Source organism: Cyclonatronum proteinivorum, assembly GCF_003353065.1.
Lineage (GTDB): Bacteria > Bacteroidota > Rhodothermia > Balneolales > Cyclonatronaceae > Cyclonatronum > Cyclonatronum proteinivorum.
On record NZ_CP027806.1, the window covers coordinates 230,737 to 249,615 of the forward strand.

Genomic DNA, 18,879 nt, shown 5'->3' on the forward strand with positions numbered 1-18,879 from the left:
TATTTTTCCGGCGATGGCTTCCACACTTTGACCTGTCTTTCCCCAAACGTGCCCAAAAGGTTTAGACTTAAAATTATGGTATATTTGCACCAACCTTGTGCAAACTATTCTAAATCAGCTGTATAGCTGTCCTGTTATTTTGAAGCCATCGCTCATCACCGGATTTCTCGTTCTTACTATCGGAATATTGGGTACTTTTCCGATTGCACCCATTGGTTTTGCCCAAACCAACGATGAAAACCAGGTTAATCCGCATGAGGATCAAACTGCGGATACCGTACTCGCAGAAGCTGAAGCTGCTTTTTTGAGCGCGAACCTGCAGCTTGCACTTTCATTAAATACGCAAGCGGAAGCCCTGTTTCGCTCAGCAAAAAATACAGCGGGTATTGAGCGCACACAGCTACTTCTCGCCCGCATCAACATAAGGCAAGGCAGGATAGCCGAAGCACGGGATATTCTTACTGAACTTATAGAAACAGCTCCGCAGAGCATTTACCGGGCTAAATTCCACAATGCGCTGGCCGGCAGCTACAACCCGGGAACAGAAAGTGAGATTGCACTCGGGCAGCTGTACCTTGCGCTTGACTTCGTGTACCGCCTGCCCGCTTCTGATTACTATGCACTAACTGTCGGCATCTATCAGAACATTGCGATTTACCTGAGTGATATGGGCAGGCCCGCCGAGTCCCTTCAATACTTTGCTCAAGCCGTTAGCAGGGCCGAGAATACAGACAATCCCCGACTTCTTTCATCACTCTACAACAACCTGGGCATTGCTTATATCAGAAACGAGCAGTTCGACAGCGCCGCGTTTTATTTGGAGAAAGCCCTAGAACTGGCTGAGGTGCTCGAGGCCCCGCTTGAACGGTTTCGTGCGCTTGTTAACCTGGGAAACCTCTACACCAATGAGGGCTCTCTTGAAAAAGCTCTTGCGTTCTATGATGCAGCACAGGAAGCCTACGATCTGGTTAGTCCGGGCAATCCGTCTGTAATGATCATTCACAATCAGGGCCGAACACTTACATTGCTCGGTAGATATGAGGAAGCAGAAGCACTTCTTAACGAATCACTTGCAATCAGTGAAGAACAGCGCATTCCCGAAGGCATTTACCACAATGTGATTGAGCTGGGTAAACTGTATGCAAGGCAGGGCATGAATAACCGGGCACTGCCCTACTTCCAGCGCGCGCTCGATACCGCTAAACTTCTAAACAATATTGAATTTAAGGTTTCCAGTTTAAGAGAGCTTCACCAGGTATATGCAGCAAGCGGGCGCTTCAATGCCGCCTACGAAAACCTGCTGCACTTTCATACCCTGTCTGACAGCCTTGCACAGGCAAGATATACGCAAGAGCTGGCGCTGGCAGAAAATTTTCTGGAGCTGAGCCGTCAGCGGGAAATCAATGAAATCCTTCAGAAACAGCAGTTACAGAAAGAAGCGCAGCTTCGCCTGCAATCCATCCTGATATTCGTGAGCGTACTTGCCCTTGTTTTCCTGGTCCTGTTGCTGGTGCAAATGAAGCGCAATGCAGCCGCTAAACAACTGATTCTGGAAGAACTTGAAGTCCAAAAACAAAAACTGGAGCAAACAAGCCGCGACAAGGATAAGCTTTTCGCCATCGTATCCCACGACCTGCGCAATGCCCTGGTTTCCATGGAAGGCATTCTCACACTTCTTAAGGAGGATTCCATTTCTGCAGAAGAGTTCAAAGCCCTGATTCCGGATGTTGAAACTGCCGTTCAGGAGAACAGCATCATGATGTCAGACCTGCTCACCTGGGCCAAAGAGCAGCTCACCGGCGTGCGAATGGAAGCGAAACCCGTAAAAACTACACACCTGATTCAGGAAGTGCTGCACCTCTTTATGCTCATAGCGGCTAAGAAAAAGATAGATCTTGCAAGTGAGGTTGGGGAGGTTCCCGATGTACTGGCCGATCCCAACGCGCTCACCTTTGTCATTCGGAACATCGTTTCCAATGCGCTCAAATTCACAGCTAAACAAGGGAAAGTATGGATTACAGCAGATGAAGATCCGGAGCACGTTACCATTACGATACATGATAATGGCATCGGGATGTCGGCTGAGATGCAGCAGCGTCTTTTTTCGGAAGAAAACTTTAGCCGGATGGGCACAGCAAACGAGAAAGGCACAGGTTTCGGCCTCAAACTCAGCAACGATTTTGTGAAGCGGATGGGCGGCTCACTCAGCTTCGTGAGCACCGAGGGAGAAGGCTCACACTTTTCGGTTACGTTGCCCAAATCCTGACCTTTCCCCAAACCAAAGAGAGCCGGTCTGACATTGAGAACAGACAAGGCTTTATGATGCAGGCTGAATTGCAACATTCAGTCAGCGCCCCCCTTTACGGACGTCTTTCGTAGGTAAACGTGATTTCCTGCACAGCGCCCGGTTGCATCTCAAGCTCCATTTCAAGCGCATCGGCGGTGAGGCGGTAGCGGGCGCCTGTGACGTTCAGCACGCGGGTGTTTTCGTTGGTGGGGATGCTGATCTGCAGCGGTTTGGATTGGGTGCCGAGGTTTCGGACGGTGTAGGTGCCTTCGATGCGGTTGAGCCGTTCATCCTGCCCGGAGGCGAGTACGCGGACGACCTCATCCAACAGCAAGCGCGAGCTGCGTCCGCCCTGAATGCGGATCAGGGTATCAGCCGATGCGGCCCGCGTGAGCTCACGATCCCCGATGAGGGTGAGGGTTTCACCGGTGCGTAACAACAGGCGCGTTTCGCCGGGCGGAAGGTGCGGGATGCCGCTGACGTTGTTTGCCGCGAGCATTTGACCGGCGTCAATGCGATACAAAATATCAGGGCGCCGGTTGGTGACATTCAGGCTGCGGTTGTGCGTGGCCTGAAAGCGGTAGCTTTTTTCGTAGGCGATGTTTTCGGCTTTGAGCAGCAGACGGCGCTGACTTTCCGAGGGGGCAAGATCAATCGCATCCTCAAAAGCGTGCACGAAGCGATCGGGATTGCGGTCGTTGGCGACCTGCGAAGTTAGCCCTCCCATCCCCCCGCGCCGGTTTACGCCCCCGCTTTCAATTTTGAGCTGCACCCCATCCCAGGCGGCACCGGTGTTGTTTTCAAGGTGGATGAAGGTATGCCAGTCGAGCTGATCGGTTTCGGCATCGACGAGCAGCTGATGCTCTGCGGTCCAGCCGAGGAGTCCGGTATGGTACCAGAGCTGAATGCGGTAGCTGCCGGCGCGGGGCGCGTTGTAGGTGAGTAGCACGCCCGTTTCCGCGCGGATGTCGGCGCTGTCGCCCGTCGTTTGCAGGCTGTACTGATGGGGGTTGGGCACAATGATTTGATGACCATCGGCATCGCGCAGGCTCAGCATGCTGCCCCTGACCTGCTCAACCGTGCCGCTGATGGTGCCGGCAGGCCCGGTGAGTGTCACCTGCTGATCCACGAGGCGATCGAACAGGCCGGTCATGGCGCCGGACTGCATCCGCAGGGCCGAACCGACGGGCAGGAGCTCGCCCGCAAACTGCAGATCGGTGATGTTGGCCGGATTCGGCAGTCCGTGCAGCAAAACTTCATTCGTGCCTTCCTGCAGGCTGAGGATGCGGGTTTCCCACACAGTTGCAAACTGTCCGCCCTGAATTCTGATCTGCACCTCATCTGCTTTGGAGCTAAACACAAAGCCGGGCTCGGGTTCCGCTGCCGGGTTTTGAGCAATTGCGGAGCATGCGGTTAGCAGCAACAGCGCCGTTAAGCTGATTTTGTGAAGGAAGTTGTTCATGGTGCCGGGGTCGTGAGTTCGAGTTCGAAGGTTTGGGTCTGTCCCGGTTCAATCCGGATGATGCCTCTGATGACGCTGCCCAGGTGTTCAAAGCCGGAGGGCATCGCAGTCACGAACGTTCTGCCAGTGATACCCCGCTGCACCATAACTTCATAGGTGTCGGTGCCCTCGTTGGTCATTTCTATGCGGTGGGTTTCTGTGCGCTGTTCGCGCCAAGTACCTGTGGCGCTGTAGCTGTGCCGGGTGCGGACCGGCACATGCGCTCCGGTCGCGATGTAGCGCCGGAGGCCCGGCGGGGTCGCGTTTACGCGGCTGTTGCCTTCGAAAACGGGCATACCCGATGCCGGGAAACTGCTCGTGTACACTTCTCCGGGCGGCGCTTCGGTCGGGATGGCACCCGCCTCGTCTTCGTTAATGACCGCAAGGCGCGTGGTGCGAAGCTCCCTTTGTTGCTGCGCGGGAATGCTCAGAAAATGCTTGGTGCGGTACGGCAGCTGCTCAAAATGAAAGAGCTGCACCGAGGCGATCGCACCCTGCGGTAACAGCACCGGCTCGGGGAAATCATAGGCGAAGAAGTCTTCGAGCTGCACCTGAACCGGAGCTTCCGTAATAGCGCTCATCCGGACCGGCGCCATGTCCATGCCGCTGTCAAATTCCAGGAAAGCATCTATATCTATGAACGTGTCATCATAGACGCTGAGAACCCGCGGCAGGCGGGTGTGGGCAAGGCGGGGCATTGGGCGCACATCCACATCCCCCGAAAACAGGCGTAGGTACACGTTTTCGAGGTCCATGCCGGAATTGTTGAACAACTGCGCTTCGGCAATCCAGTCATAGGCCAGCCGCTCCGGATGCAGCCTGAGGCTGTGCATCACCGCCCAGCCGATGGTGTTGGTGCCATACAGCAGACCGATGTTTTGTGTCCCGGCGCGGTTCGCATGCACCCGCACAATCAGACCCGAGTCCCCGAAAAGGGACACCTCCCCATCCATCGGACGAATAAAGTGCGAAGCCGGGTCGGGCGTGATGTACTGCCCGTTGGCGTGCCGCAGGGCGAGGAGTCCGGCGCTGAATTCCAGCAGGCCCTCCTGCATCGAATCCCTGCTGATGAGCTGCACCCGCGTTCCGGTCAGCCGCTCCAGGAGCGAGCGGAAGGGCGACTCGGGTTGCGCGATGCGGGCTTCGAGCAGGTCGCCGTCTATCACCAGGGTGAGCCGTTCGACCGCATGCAGCTCGGGAATGCCGCGGATTTCGATCAGATTTTCGCCGGCCTCGAGCGTGATCGTCCGGATTTCAAAAATTCCGGAGAAGCCCTGATGGTAGGCCGTCACATAGCGCTGCGCCACTTCTTCGGAGATCAGATGCGTCTGCGCACCGGCACGGGCACTGCTCCAAAGCAGGATGAAGGATACCAGATAAAGCACTTTCATGGGTACAGGAGTTGGAGATAAGGTAAACGCGACCGTCTTCCGCAGCACTGTGCACAACAGAAGCGCCGGCGGGTGGTAAACTCCCGAAAGCGGGATTTATTCCCTAAGCCGGCACATTGCCGTTGCGCTGTCCAAACCAGCGTATGCACTTATGCACGATATCGACCGGCTCGAGGAACATCAGCGGACAGCCCCCGATAATGGCATCAATGCCGAAGGCTTCGCAGGCACCAAGGGCTTCGACCGAGATGCTGCCGTCCCCGAACGAGCGGTGAAACCAAACGTGCCTGATGCCGAGCACCGCGCATTCTTCCACTACCGAGAGCGAGACATCGGGATTGGTGGCGATCATCACCGCATGGACGCCCCCGGGAATGGCCTCAAGGCTTGGATAGCAGGGCTGCCCCTCAAGCTCCTGCGCATGCGGATTTACGGGGATGGCCTCGTAGCCTGACTTTAGTAATTTTCGGAGGATGTGGCTCGCGGCAGTGTCCCCTTTTCGGGATACGCCGGCTACGGCTATGCGTTTGCCGGCCAGAAAAGCCTGTACATTTTGTGGCATTTTTGAAGATTCCATAGACACCGGATTCATCCTGTTCTGGGTAGGTTTTTTAGCGTTTTGCTGTTATTTAAGATAGGAGTTCATCCGGCAAATCTGAACATTTTTGCTTAGGTTTACACATCTTCCGTATTCTTCAACCCAGCCGTAAACACGGCTTAAACGACTATTTGATTGACTGATATCTTCCTACATCAGGTTCGTCTGCCGCACTTGTACGACGACCTCCGGCACCGGCTCGTACAGCTTTCATCCGACACGGACGCACTGCAGCGGTCCCGCGCCATCGTCCAAGCGGCCCTTCAGGACGGGCGCGCCTACTACGGTATCAACACCGGCTTCGGCGGACTCGCGAGCCGGCGCATCTCTGACAGCGACCTCATGCAGCTTCAGCAGAATCTGCTGCTGAGCCATGCAGTTGGTGTGGGCGAGCCTGTACCCAAAGACATCACCCGGCTGATGCTGCAGCTCAAGCTACATACCCTGGGTCAGGGCTATTCGGGTGTTTCGCGGGAAACCTTCGCCCTGCTCCTTCGCTTCGCCGAACTCGACCTGATTCCCGTTGTGCCCTCGAAAGGAAGCCTTGGCGCATCCGGTGACCTTGCCCCGCTCGCGCACATGTCGCTGCCGCTCATCAGCTATGGTCATTTTTGGGATGAGGCGGGTGAAAAACAGCTTCCGGCTGGAGCAGTGCTACAGCAGCACGGCCTCATACCGGTGCAGCTTCAGGCTAAGGACGGCCTCTCGCTCATCAACGGCACGCAGCTGATGCAGGCCTACGGCGCCTGGGTGCTGGAAAAATCCATCCGGCTGCTCAAAACTGCCGACCTGCTCGCGACCACAAGCCTCGAAGCCCTGCAGGGCAGCATCGCCCCTTTCGATGACCGCATTCAGCAGATTCGCCGGCATCCGGGTCAGGCGGTTGTCGCTGGGAATGTGAGGCTGCTGTTACAGCAAAGCGAAATTCTGGAGTCGCACCGCAACTGCGGCAAAGTGCAGGATCCCTACAGCCTGCGCTGTGTGCCGCAGGTACACGGGGCAAGCCGCGGCGCCTTAGCGCACTGCATGCAGGTGATGGAAACCGAGCTCAACAGCGTGAACGACAACCCTCTCGTTTTCGAAAACGGCGATATCATCAGCGGCGGCAATTTCCACGGTCAGCCGGTCGCCCTTGCGATGGATTATGCCGCGATTGCCCTTGCCGAGATCGGCAACATTTCCGAGCGGCGCACCTACCTCCTGCTCGAAGGTCACGACGGCCTGCCGACCCTGCTCATGCAGCATACCGGCATTAACTCCGGGTTTATGATTCCGCAGTACACCTCGGCCTCGCTGGTTTCAGAAAACAAGGTGCTGTGCCATCCCGCCTCAGTGGACTCCATCCCGTCGAGTTTGGGTCAGGAGGATCACGTGAGCATGGGCAGCATCAGCGCGACCAAGCTGCTGCGCGTGTTCGAAAATGTGGAGCACATTCTGTCAATTGAGCTGCTTACAGGCATTCAGGCGCTGGATTTCCGGAAGCCGCTGCGTCCGGGCCGCGGGGTCGAAATTTTCCACGACTTCGTGCGTGACCACATCCCGCACGCCGAGCAGGATACCTATTTTAAAGAGTACATGGAAAAGAGTCTCGGACTCATTCGCGATGGTGCTTATCTGGATTTGATCGGGCAGGAATTGGGGGAATTGGGGTGAAACAAGCATCATCCCCGTCAGGGATTAGTAAAGTGGGCTGAATACTGTATTTTAAATCAAAATGTGATATTTAACTTTAGCCCAACCATGATGGAAAAAAAAGCTTCCTGCAGCCGGCGTCATTTTATTAAAACCGGATTAACTGGGGTTTCCGGCCTCCTTCTTTTGGGAGGCTGCAGTATCGTTTCTTCGAACCGGGAGCCTGCCTCTCTTACCCTGATCTGCATGGCTGACCTTCACAGTGCTATGGATAAGATGGCACGCATTATCCCGCTTGTGAGGTCCCTTGCCGCGCAGGAGGAAGCGGTCATTGTGCTGATTAACGGGGATGTGTTTGAGCGGAATCCGGTCTCGTTTAATACCGGTGGCGCCGCAGAACGGGAGTTTCTCCGGCAACTGAGCGCCGTAGCACCGGTTTTTCTCAACGCAGGCAACCATGAAGGCGCAGTTTCCGCGGATATGCGGGATGTCGCTCAGCAAATGGAAGCGGACGGTGTTCAGTTTATCAGCAATATGCGGAAGATCTCAGATGGTACACCGCTGGCCCCTACCGTGCTTCACCGTGAAATAAACGGGGTTCGGTTCTCGGTTGCGGGCATCGCGACCGACGATATGTCCACCTACCCCGGCGTTCACCGCGAGCGCTGGACCGTGCCGGAAGCTTTTGCCTATGCCGCGGAAGAATTACCCGCACTTTGGAGAAATGACCGGCTCAACATTCTGATGGATCATGACGGGGTACTGAGCGACCGGACTGTCTTCCCTACCCTGCCGGAACCTGCCGTGCTGCTGGGCGGCCATGATCACCTTCGGTTCGTCGTCAGAGAAGACCAACGAATTGCCCTGCATACCGGGTCTTATGGTGAAATCATCGACCTGGTCCGCTTCAGCTTTAAAGGCAATATCGCCCGCTACGAGCTTGAAAGCATTACCATAGACGACAGCCTGCCTGCCGACCCGGCATTTTTAGCCCTGGCGCAGGAGCTTGAAGAGATACATCTTCCGGAAAACCTTCGGGAAGTTGTTGCCTCCAACACCGTCATCCAAACACAGACACAGCTGATGCAGCAAATGGCGTCCTGGCTCAGGGAAAGCTCCGGAACCGATGCAGCTGCACTCAACAACACTACTTTCGGTGCGGCCCTGCCTTTAGGGGATGTGCGGCTTTTTGATATTCAGAGATCCATCCGTTTTGACGACAACATGTGGATTGCCACCCTGAGCGGTACAGATCTCATCACTTTAAAAAATAAAGCTAATCAGTTCGATTTCGACAACTGGGAGCGCTCTACCGGCGAGTACGTTGCAGGCAGTTTCCCGGATACGATTCAGCTTGACCAAACCTACACGCTCGCAGTTAACGGCTGGGTTGCCATTGGTACGCCCTTTAATCAGATGCGTTTTTTGGGCAGTGAAGGGCACGCTTTCGAACGGGCAGATCCTCCGGTCATGACCCGGGAGACGCTGATCAGCCGGCTGAATCAGGGATAAACCAAACTGCACGGGAACTATTCCCCTACAAAATGGATGCTTCTTTCACCTGCAAGCATTATTGATTAAACCATGAATACGATTGATCACCATGCTATCCAAACCGTTGCCCGGGTGCTTGCCGGCAGCTTTGCAGGTGACCCCGGCACCGCAGCTACGCTGGAGGGTCTGCCGCCTGAAAAGAAACAAAGCCTGCTCGACCGGCACGCGGAACTCCATATCCGCTATGCCGCGCAGCACGGCCTGCTGCACCTGCTTGATGGCGACCCGCGGGCGTTTATGATAGGCGGGGAAAGTTCCGCCGAAAACCGGCTCACGGAAGGCTTATTCAAACTCAAAATTGTGCTTGTTTCGGTGCCGGTTTTGGGTCTGCGTGATTTTTTCCGGCTGATACAGAATACCCGCAAACTCGCAGCGGCCAACGACCTGAGCTGGTACAGGAAAAGCGTGCCGAAGCGGCATTACCGCCTCAAAATCATTGCAGTTGATCCCGCTCTGCGCGGCACAGGCGCCTTCCGGCGGCTGATCAGTCCGGCACTGAGCTACGCTGATGAGCACGGTCTCACAGTCGTGCTCGAAACCCATAACCCCGCAAATGTCGGCCTGTACGAGCACTTCGGCTTCGAGCTGATAAAAACGCTGGGACGTCCCGGGTTGGCACTGGAGCAGTATTGCATGATTAGGAAGGCGGGAGAAGGGTGAGTTATGCGTTTTATATTGTTCGAATGTCGACAAAAAAAACAAACTAAGCCCTTGATAGTATTACAGATGCGTTTATTTTTTTTGGGAGTTTGTTTTGATAATATTTCGATTTGACCCGAAAATTTTAGCTAAATATTTCGGGTCAAACCGAAATTTCTACGATTTTCCTGGGCTCTGGACTTTTCAGCTCATACAGCCCTATCAGGGATATTTCAGAAGCGGTAGCCAACGGTTAGGGTGTTGGAGGCCGCGAAGCTGTTGAGGCCATCGGTGGAGACAGTGTTGAAGGCCCGCCGCCAGCTGTAGCCGATATTGAAGCTGTAGATTTGAAGTCCCCCGCCCAGATTCAGGCCCCACTCCAGGTCGCGGTGTACACCGCCCAAATCGAGATCTTCCCCGGCCACTTTACCGGCGAAGGAGTACCGGCCATACAGACCAGCCGAGGGGTACAGCCTTAACAGTCCGCCGGCTTCATTCACGAGATTGTACTGCACGTTTACCGGCAGACTTACAGAGTGCCGGCTGAAGCGTCCGGCTTCGGTTTCGCTGCCGTTGAAATCATAGAACAACTCCGGTTGCAGCACAAACGAATGGCCAAAATGCAGCTGCGCGAAGAGTCCGGCACCCGCTGAAAACTGCGCGTTGCCCGCTGCAAAGAAGGCGTCCGGATACCGGTGACGGCTTACCCCCAAACTGAGCAATACACCAACATCTGTTCGTACACCACGCGGAGATACCGCACGCACAAAACGCGGGGCAGGCTCCAGGGCTGTCTGCACTGAAAGTTCGGTCAATAAATCTTTCATGTAGGTCGTGATACGCGCCATGCCTTCGTAGTCGAGCAGGTCGGCGGTATCCTGCGGCTGATGATACGGGGATTTGAGTCCGGTGAATACATGAACGGCAGGGATGCCGGCTTCGCCGAACGGCCAGGTATCGGTGCGGGGCTCGATATCGGCGGAGGTGTTTTTGAGGCGGACGCCGTGCTGTTCCGAAACCGGTACCGCAATGCTGCGGCCTCCCGCAAGCGAGCCGATGCCTTTGAGGTCCACCCCGTTGTATGCCTCATACATGCCGACCATATCGAGGCTGAACATCAGCCGGAGGTTATTGGTCGAGTCGAATCCGTGGTTGCGCACAAAATGATAGGCGCCGCGCAGGCCGATTTCTTCGGCATCAAAAGCGATGAACAGGAGCGTTCGCGCGGTCTTTTCGGGATTCTCCGCGAAGTAGCGGGCGAGTTCCATCATCATGGCTGTGCCGGAGGCATTGTCATCGGCGCCGCTGTACACCCGCTCAACGCCTTCTCTGCCGGGGTTGAACCCGATATGATCGTAGTGCGCGCCAATTACGATGACCTCGTTGCGAAGCTGCGGATCGTGCCCCTCGACTATCCCAATCACGTTGGTGGCATTGAGGTTCACGCTTGCATGACGCAGCTGAAAGGGCTGAAAATGGGAGCCGTTTTCAAAAGGCTGCAGCCCGAAGGTTTCGAAGTGCGCTGCGATATAGTTCATGGCAATCTCGCTGCCGCGGGAGCCCGGCGGGCGCCCTTCGAGGGAATCGGCGGCCAGCAGATGTACGTGATAGGACAGCCGCTCGGCGAGATTACCCTGCGCATCGGGCGCCTGTGCATGAAGAGGCAGGGCCGATACCAGCAGCAGCGCGACTGTGAGGACGAATCGGAATGGTTTAAACATGATCTTTTGTGTTGGATGGATGTTGGGGTTTGGAGGCATCATGCGTTTTTGATAGTGCCGCAAAAACAAGATACCGTCCTCAAAAAGCAAGGGATTTATCTTAGGCTTGGGGGCTTTGAAATGGCACCTCAGCCAGTGATGTGCACGGCGTTCCCCCCAAAAAACGGAGGCTATACTGCCTGGACGGCCGGATTCGGGCTGTGTTTTTACCGCCGTGTGACCCGCCGCGTGTTGGTTTCGGGCTGACGATCAATGAGGACGTTCCACGGATCGATGCCGGCCGTGCGTGGTTCGGCTGAAACACGCCTAACAAAAGTGTTCTCTTCCTGAGTAATGTGCACCCGCTCCATGAGCAGCGCCTCACCCAGGCGGAGGCCCTGTTCGGGGCGCGCAAAGATGCCGATGTCGATAAAGTCGTTCAGGGGCACGGGCGCCAGCACGCCCAGCGAATCCGCGCGGAATTTTTCGGTGCGGGTCGTGAGGGTTACGATGTATTCATCCCCGTCCTGCTCGAACTCTGCGCTAACCGCCGTGTTGCTGAAGAAGGTGATGGTTTCGAACAGGTCTTCGATGAGGTACTGCAGGGAGTCGGGGGTGACCTCTCGGAAAGCGCGCACTGCCGAGAGGGTCGTGGGATAGGGCGGCTCCTGATAACCGTAGGTGTCGATGAGCGAGCGCAGTGCCCGGTTCACGTTTTCCTCCCCTATCATCTCTTTAAGGTAGTACATCACGATAGAGCCTTTGTTGTAGTAGATGTAGCTCTGCTCCTCGGCCTGCATCAGCGGACGCTCCGCGATGCGCTCACGTCCACGACCCCGCAGGTAGGAGTTGGTTTCGTGACGCAGGAATTTATCCATCTGCTCGCGTCCGAAGGCCTGCTCCATCACCATGAGTGCGGCATATTGCGAGAAGGTCTCGCTGAGCATTTCCGCGCCCTGCATGCGGGCTCCGATCACCTGATGCGCCCAGTACTGATGCGCCATTTCGTGGGCCACGACATAGAAAACCGGGTCGATATCGCCGGGACCCAGATTGCGCAGGTCGCTGATGAAACCAATACCTTCGCTGTAGGGCATGGTGCCGGGGAAGGCCTGCGCGAAGCTGCTGTACCGCGGAAACTGAATGATCCGCGCCTGCGTGTGATGGTAAGGTCCGAAATGCGTGGTATAATACTCGAGGGACTTCCGGATCGAGGACAGCATATTCGGCACGTTCATGCTGTGGCGCGGCGCGTAGTACACTTCGATATCCACCTCATTCCAGCGCTCGCGGGCAACCTCGTAGCGGGCCGACATAAAGGCGTAGAAGTTCAGCGCTTTGTGGTCGAGCTCGTACTCGAAATAGCGGCGCCCGTCCTGCGTCCATTCGCGTTTGAGGCTTCCGGGTGCCACGGCGATCTGATCTTCAGCCGTGCTGAGGACCGCACGCATGGTAATCCAGTCGGAGTCACCGCTCACATAGTGATTGGCCCGGCTGACGAGATCGTTCTCATCCAGCACCGGCATCCGTGCCCGTTCGGGCAGGCCCAGCCGAGCGCGGCGGGTCGGGCTCTGCACTTCGTATCCCGACTGATACCCGAAAAAGGGCATGATATCGAAGTTGTTGAAGAAGCTGCCGTTTTGCGTGAGGGAGGTAAACGAAACTTCGTTTTCAAAGCCGCGGGTAACGATTTCAGAGCGGAGCTGAATGTGCAGGCTGTCGCCGGGCATCAGCGGTTGGCCCAGGGTGTAGATGCGGTAGCCGTGACGGGCGTCATCGAGGGCCAGCGTAGCGCCGGGGATGTCGATCAGCATGTTTTCCGGGCGCACCGATCCGGGCAGGGTGAAATGGAGCGAATCGAGGGCTGCCTCAGATTTATTCACGATCACCGCTGATGCCCGCACAAACAGGGCCCGCTCATAGGGATGAATGTCAATTTCGTAGTCGAAATGCACCCATCGCGGCTGCGCAATGCCTTCATATTGCTTGTAGGTGAGCTCGTAGTTCAGCTGTATCTGCTCCATTTCTTTGGATGAAATGTAGGTGTTCAGCACAGCCGTGTTGTAGTAAATCCAGCCGCCGCTTGCCAGGAACGCGGTAAACAGCGCAAGAGCGGGGATGCGGGCTTTCCGGAAACGGCGGCCCGCTTCGGTGAGCCGGTCCGAAAAACGGCTGTGATGGCCGCGCACGAAAAACGCGTAAGCGGCAATCAGCAGGAGTCCGGCAAAAAAGGCCCAGTACAGGTTGAACCAGACCATCCCCGGCACAAAAGGCCCGTAGCCGTTCATGTCGGAAAAAATCCGGCTTGGCTGATTCCAAAGCATGAACATGTTAAACTCCGTGCGCAGCGCGCCCTGAAGGGAGGCCCGTGCTACCAGCACGGCTACGAACACAAAGTAGCCCACGTAGCGGTTGTTGACCAGCGTATGGATGAGGAGGGCGACCGCAACGAGCTGCGCAAAAGTCAGCATATCCATAATCAGCAGTTCAACTACGTAATGTGTGAAGTCAATTTGCGGATAGCCGGAAAGCAGCTGCGTGATAATGCCGGCTAAAATCAGCACGATCTGAACAGCTGCAAGCGCCAGCATCATGGCGATGAATTTGGATACAAAGATCGTCCCCGTGCTTACGGCACTCGCATCGAGCATGTCGCTAATGCCCGCATCCCGCTCCTTCCAAACCAGCACGCCGGTGTAGAAAACGATGATGGCGATCATAAAGATGTAAAAGCCGCCGGCAATGCGATCAATCACCGAATATGAGGTTGGATAGACCGGGGTTCCGTACCAGTCGTAAAAGAAGGTGAGGTTACCCCCCAGATTGATCAGACCGATCAGCAGGATGATCAGGAAAACCTGATTGCGAAGAATAGAGACTGTTTGAAAGCGAACCATACTGAACAGGGCCGTCCAGGAGAATCCCGCAGCGACAGGCGCTGTAAAGTTTCGCATGGGCGCGTAGCCGGGTGCCTGCGGCTGACTTTCAGCAATTTCTGAAGCATCGGAGCGCTTTTTCCTCCGGAAAAAAGTCCATCCTGATTCCGTGAAGGAGAAGCGCCAGTACAGCAATCCCATAATGGCGAATGAGAGTGCCATCCACCCAAGCCGGTTCCAGAGCAGCCAGCTTTCGAAAGGTGCGGTGATGGTATTCTGCTCATCAATGCTCAGAAAACGGGAGACCTGATCAAGTGCTGTTAAGCCAAAGGGATCGGAAAGCGCGGCTATCCATTGGTTATCGAGGTTGCTGCCAATTCCGCTGCTTATGCTCACCATTACCAGAATGACCATCGCACCGACAAAGGAAACCATGGTATTCCGGAAAGTCACGGCCAGGCCATAAACCAGCACACCCATAATCAGGGTATTCGCGATACCGAAAATCAGAAAGCTTTGGAGGTGTGCCCCCCAGAAAACGGAGGTAAACCGGGCGCTGTCAGCCCAGGGCATGAGGGGGCCGAGGAGGATGCCCAAACTCGTACCAAGCATGGGGATGCAGGCAATCAGGAAAGCGCCGATGAATTTTCCGAAGAAGTAATCACGTTCACGGATAGGGCTGGAGAACACCAAAGCCGACATACCGCTGCTGATGTCGCGGTTGGCTGTTGAATTCATGAAGGCCGTCACCATCAGCAGGGTGATGATCCCCATTACAGCGTAAAAATCCTGAATGGCGGTCGGCGCATTGCGGTACACGGTGTCGGCGGTCGTACCGCCAATGGTGATGAAATCCGAGGAAACCGCGCCACCGACCATCACGGTTACCAGGGCGAAGAACACCCAAAGCATGGGGCGTCTCAGCCAAAAATTGAGCTCATACTGAATAAAGGTCCACATAATTTTGCCCCGGCTTAAATGATGTTGTTGAGCTTGGCGAAATACACATCCTCAAGGGACTCGCCGGCGGGCGCAAACCCGTTGCCCGGATCTTCTTCCGCCAGCACGTGCACCCGCGGTTTTCCGCCCACCATCTTGGAGCTGAGCACGCGGTACGCGTTGCGAAAAGCCTCGAGGTCCTCTTTTTCGACCTGCTTTTCGAACACCTTGCCGGTGATGAGCGCCAGCGCATCGTCGGTCGTGCCTTCGTACAGCACCTGCCCCTTGTCCATGATCGCCATGCGGGTGCAGAGCTCGCGTACATCCTGCACGATATGGGTAGATAAAATCACAATGGTCTGCTCGCCGATTTCGCTCAGAATAGTGTAGAAGCGGTTGCGTTCGCCGGGATCGAGTCCCGCGGTGGGCTCATCCACAATCACCAGTTTCGGACTTCCGATCAGGCACTGCGCAATACCGAACCGCTGACGCATCCCGCCCGAGAAGCTGCTCACCGCCTTTGTGCGGTGTTCGAACAGGTTCACTTTTTGCAGGAGGTAGTCCACCATCTCCCGGCGCTCCGCTTTGTTCCGGAACCCCTTGAGCAGGGCGAGGTGATCGAGCAGCAACAGGGCCGATACTTTCGGATAGACCCCAAATTCCTGCGGAAGATAGCCCAGCTGTCGCCGCACCTCCTCCTTATCGCGAAGCACGTCGAGTTCGCCAAGGGAAACTTCACCGGCATCGGCTTCCTGCAGTGTGGCAAGGGTGCGCATCAGGGAGGACTTCCCGGCCCCATTCGGACCGAGCAGGCCAAACATGCCGGGTTCGATGGTGAGCGAAACGCCGTCGAGTGCTTTCACGCCATTGGCGTATTCTTTGGTGAGTCGGGTGATGGTAAGGCTGGAAGTGGCATTCATAAGATTGGATTTTCGGTCATGTGTTGAGTAAGGCGGCTGCGAACGGAAGCCCGCCGCTAAGGTTACAGGCAAAGGTCAGTTGTCAGCACTTTTACGCGCTTCATTTTCCCCGCTATCTGCGCTGCGAACGCTCCACTGCACGGCACCCCACAAAATCGAGCGGCTGTTTGGGGCTTCCGTTTGCGCTACGCCCGATTGCACTTCCGGCACATCGGAAACACTTCCCGATTCCACATTAAAAGAAGCTTCTGCCTGAAATCCGCAGCTTCCGATCAGTCCCCAAAACAAGCACACCTTGCGCTTGGGCGCGGGTTTGTCTGCTTCATCGGTACTTAAAACTTCCACAGAATAACCCGGCGAGGTGATACCAGCGTACGCATCGGCATTTTTGTTGAAGGCAGCGGTCACGCCCGCGTAAACCAAAAGGAGGATGATTGTCTTTTGCATGATTCAAGTGTTTAAGTAGTGTTAATTAAGAGTGAGGTTGCGTCCGGCGGTCTGTTTTGCCCGCTCAGAATCACGCCCTAAATTCAGGCTATTTCCGGAGCTGCTCCATTTTTTGTGATAAATCCTTCCGTTTTGTGACGAACCGCGTTCATCCCAAAAATTATCAGTCCTCAGTCACACCTGTTATCTTTGCGGACCTCAGCCGAATCAAAGTGATCACTGTGATTCCTTCACAAACAGCCCTCCGCCCTTTCCACAAAAATCAAATTATGCATCATACCCTGATCCATGCCTCCTGTGCATTTCAGCCTGCTGTATTTTTGGGAGAAACTCCGTGCGCATCACGGTCTGCCGTGCTTGTGATAATTCCCAGCCCTACGGCCTGTCCCGTGCTTTTTGATGGGGGCGTCCCTGCCAGATCAGAATTATTTCCCTGAAAACAACGAAGCTCCACAACCCGCCTTCTTAACCTTACACCACAGCGCTGCATGTCCTCCCTCATCCAAAAAAACAACCTGATCCAAATCCTGATTTGGCTGAGCCTGCTGCTGCTGTTGTTTGTGGGCTTCTTTTCTTCTGAACCGGAGGAAGGCAGCACCAACCGCTCGGAAGACCTCCTCATTATCAGTCTGATCTGGCTGAGCATGATCACAGCGAGCTACACCGCCCTGTACCTGCACACAAAATTGTTTCAGAATCAGCGCTATGTGCTGTTTGGCGGCGCGATCGTACTGGCTTTGGTCGGGATTGTATTTTCCGTTCGTACCCTCTCCGTACTGTTGCTCGAGTCTTCCTTTATCCAGAGTTTTTACTCGGATTTGGTTTCGTATTCCTTTGTGATGGGCATCTCAATCGGCATGCGCTATGCCAAACAGGGACTGCTCGACCGCTACCTGCTCCAGGAAATGCAGGCGCAGCTGCTGAAAGCCGAACTCGACACCCTGAAATCGCAGATCAATCCGCACTTTCTGTTCAACACCCTGAACAACATCTACGGCGTGAACCTGACGGATCCGGAGAAAGGCTCCGAGATGATCCTGAACCTGTCGGAGATGTTCCGCTATTTTCTGGAAGCGCAGAAATGGGACAAGGTTACGCTGGGTGAAGAACTCGAGCTCATCCGCAATTACATCGCCCTCGAACGGATGCGGCTGACCCCTGCCAACCGCATCGAACTGAAGGTGCAGGCTGAGGTACCCTCACGCCTCCTACCCCCGCTCCTGCTCATGCCCCTCATTGAAAATGCGGTCAAATACGGCGTACAGCCGGGTAAGGCGACCACGATTTCAATTGACATACAGCAAGGGAAACAGGAACTTACGCTTACAACCCTAAACGAACTTCACCCCAATCACCGAACCGCCTCGACCCGAACCGGACTCAAAAACCTGAGCGAGCGGCTCGAACGTCTGTACCCCGGTCGCTTCACGCTGCACAGCGCAGCGGCAGGCAACCGCTGGCAGGCCAAACTGATCATCCCGCTATGATTCGCGTACTGATTGTAGATGATGAAGCACCCGCGCATACCGTGCTCAAAGCACACTGCGCCAAAATCGACGATATTGAGGTTGTGGGCAACTGCTACGACGGCACCTCGGCCCTGACCTTTCTGCGGCAGCATCCGGTTGATCTCATGTTTCTCGACATGCAGATGAGCGATCTCACGGGTTTTGAACTGCTCCAAACCCTGGACGCCCCGCCCTGCGTAGTGTTTGTTACCGCTTATGCCGACTATGCGCTCGAAAGCTACGAATTTGGAGTAACCGACTACCTGCTCAAGCCGGTGCGCTATGCCCGCTTTCTTGCGGCTGTTGAAAAAGTCAGGCGCTATCTCGGCAGGGTCAACGGAAGCGTGAAATCGGGTCCGGAAGTTTCCCCGGATGCGGCTGCCTCCGCCGATGCATCTTCCGGGGCGGAAACGGCTTTTCTCAGCATCAAAACAGACGGGGTGACCGAGCGCGTAGAAGTGGGCCGCATCCTGTACATCGAAGCCTGGGGGAACTACATCAAAATTCATCTGCCCGAACAAACCCTGGTCGAGCGCCGCACGCTTAGCGACCTCGAGACCGCCTTGACGGATCACGGCTTTGTGCGCATTCACAAAGCATGGCTCGTACGCCTGCGGGCAATAGACGCGATTGACGGGAACCGCGTCAGAATCGGGAAAACCGAGCTGCCTGTTGGGGCCATCTACAAACAAAAGCTGCGGGATCTTATCGCTTCGGATTCGGTATGAAAATGAATGTCCCGTCAGCAATCGCAATATGAATGGATTGACGGCATCTTTGACAACCCCGTAACCCCAAAAGCAAGGAGCACTGCGTAGGTTTGGGAGCTTTCGGATTGGTACAACTGCCAGTGATGCGCACGGGGTTTCACCCAAAAAACAAACAGA

The 18,879-nt window shown here is 55.5% G+C and carries 13 protein-coding genes; 6 read left to right on the forward strand and 7 right to left on the reverse strand.

Annotated features, from left to right (window positions below; translation table 11 throughout):
- Positions 1-139 precede the first annotated feature (139 nt).
- Entirely contained in the window at positions 140-2,266 is a 2,127-nt protein-coding gene (locus CYPRO_RS00850) for an ATP-binding protein (protein WP_124245472.1), read from the forward strand.
- Positions 2,267-2,360: 94 nt separating this feature from the next.
- On the opposite strand, the gene CYPRO_RS00855 is transcribed toward CYPRO_RS00850, so the two are convergent.
- The 3 genes from CYPRO_RS00855 to CYPRO_RS00865 all read right to left on the reverse strand — a co-directional run bounded on the left by CYPRO_RS00855 (position 2,361) and on the right by CYPRO_RS00865 (position 5,756).
- Positions 2,361-3,749, reverse strand: a complete 1,389-nt coding sequence (locus CYPRO_RS00855) for a hypothetical protein (protein WP_114982701.1) — start codon at positions 3,747-3,749, stop codon at positions 2,361-2,363.
- Positions 3,746-5,179 carry a hypothetical protein gene (locus tag CYPRO_RS00860; protein ID WP_114982702.1) on the reverse strand — a complete coding sequence of 478 codons (1,434 nt, stop codon included), beginning with the start codon at positions 5,177-5,179 and terminating at the stop codon, positions 3,746-3,748. Before CYPRO_RS00860 ends, CYPRO_RS00855 begins: the two co-directional genes overlap by 4 nt.
- Before the next feature lie 103 nt (positions 5,180-5,282).
- Positions 5,283-5,756 carry a CoA-binding protein gene (locus tag CYPRO_RS00865; protein ID WP_164682419.1) on the reverse strand — a complete coding sequence of 158 codons (474 nt, stop codon included), beginning with the start codon at positions 5,754-5,756 and terminating at the stop codon, positions 5,283-5,285.
- A 156-nt stretch (positions 5,757-5,912) separates the two neighbouring features.
- On the opposite strand from CYPRO_RS00865, the gene hutH reads away from it, so the two are divergent.
- The 3 genes from hutH (at position 5,913) to CYPRO_RS00880 (ending at position 9,623) form a co-directional block, all read left to right on the forward strand.
- Complete coding sequence (gene hutH / locus CYPRO_RS00870) at positions 5,913-7,430, forward strand: histidine ammonia-lyase (protein ID WP_114982704.1); 1,518 nt, start codon at positions 5,913-5,915, stop codon at positions 7,428-7,430.
- 225 nt (positions 7,431-7,655) lie between these two features.
- A complete protein-coding gene (locus tag CYPRO_RS00875; RefSeq protein WP_164682421.1) occupies positions 7,656-8,921 on the forward strand; it encodes a metallophosphoesterase in 1,266 nt (421 codons plus the stop codon).
- A 72-nt stretch (positions 8,922-8,993) separates the two neighbouring features.
- Positions 8,994-9,623: a GNAT family N-acetyltransferase gene (locus tag CYPRO_RS00880; RefSeq protein WP_114982706.1), complete on the forward strand. Its 630-nt coding sequence runs from the start codon at positions 8,994-8,996 to the stop codon at positions 9,621-9,623.
- A gap of 212 nt (positions 9,624-9,835) precedes the next feature.
- Here the strand turns inward: CYPRO_RS00880 and CYPRO_RS00885 are convergent, their stop codons facing one another.
- The 4 genes from CYPRO_RS00885 to CYPRO_RS00900 form a co-directional block, all read right to left on the reverse strand.
- Positions 9,836-11,323 (reverse strand): M28 family peptidase, encoded by a 1,488-nt coding sequence (locus tag CYPRO_RS00885; RefSeq protein ID WP_164682424.1) that lies wholly within the window; start codon positions 11,321-11,323, stop codon positions 9,836-9,838.
- Positions 11,324-11,529: 206 nt separating this feature from the next.
- On the reverse strand, positions 11,530-15,138 hold the full coding sequence (locus tag CYPRO_RS00890) for a M1 family aminopeptidase (RefSeq protein ID WP_114982708.1): 3,609 nt from the start codon (positions 15,136-15,138) through the stop codon (positions 11,530-11,532).
- Between the two features lie 14 nt (positions 15,139-15,152).
- Positions 15,153-16,037: an ABC transporter ATP-binding protein gene (locus CYPRO_RS00895; protein WP_114982709.1), complete on the reverse strand. Its 885-nt coding sequence runs from the start codon at positions 16,035-16,037 to the stop codon at positions 15,153-15,155.
- A gap of 75 nt (positions 16,038-16,112) precedes the next feature.
- Positions 16,113-16,484 carry a hypothetical protein gene (locus tag CYPRO_RS00900; RefSeq protein WP_114982710.1) on the reverse strand — a complete coding sequence of 124 codons (372 nt, stop codon included), beginning with the start codon at positions 16,482-16,484 and terminating at the stop codon, positions 16,113-16,115.
- Positions 16,485-16,972: 488 nt separating this feature from the next.
- Between CYPRO_RS00900 and CYPRO_RS00905 the strand changes: the two genes are divergently transcribed.
- Positions 16,973-17,971, forward strand: coding sequence for a sensor histidine kinase (locus tag CYPRO_RS00905; protein WP_114982711.1), 999 nt, complete (start codon positions 16,973-16,975; stop codon positions 17,969-17,971).
- Complete coding sequence (locus CYPRO_RS00910) at positions 17,968-18,720, forward strand: LytR/AlgR family response regulator transcription factor (protein ID WP_114982712.1); 753 nt, start codon at positions 17,968-17,970, stop codon at positions 18,718-18,720. The genes CYPRO_RS00905 and CYPRO_RS00910 overlap by 4 nt, the downstream gene beginning before the upstream one ends.
- Positions 18,721-18,879: the final 159 nt, after the last annotated feature.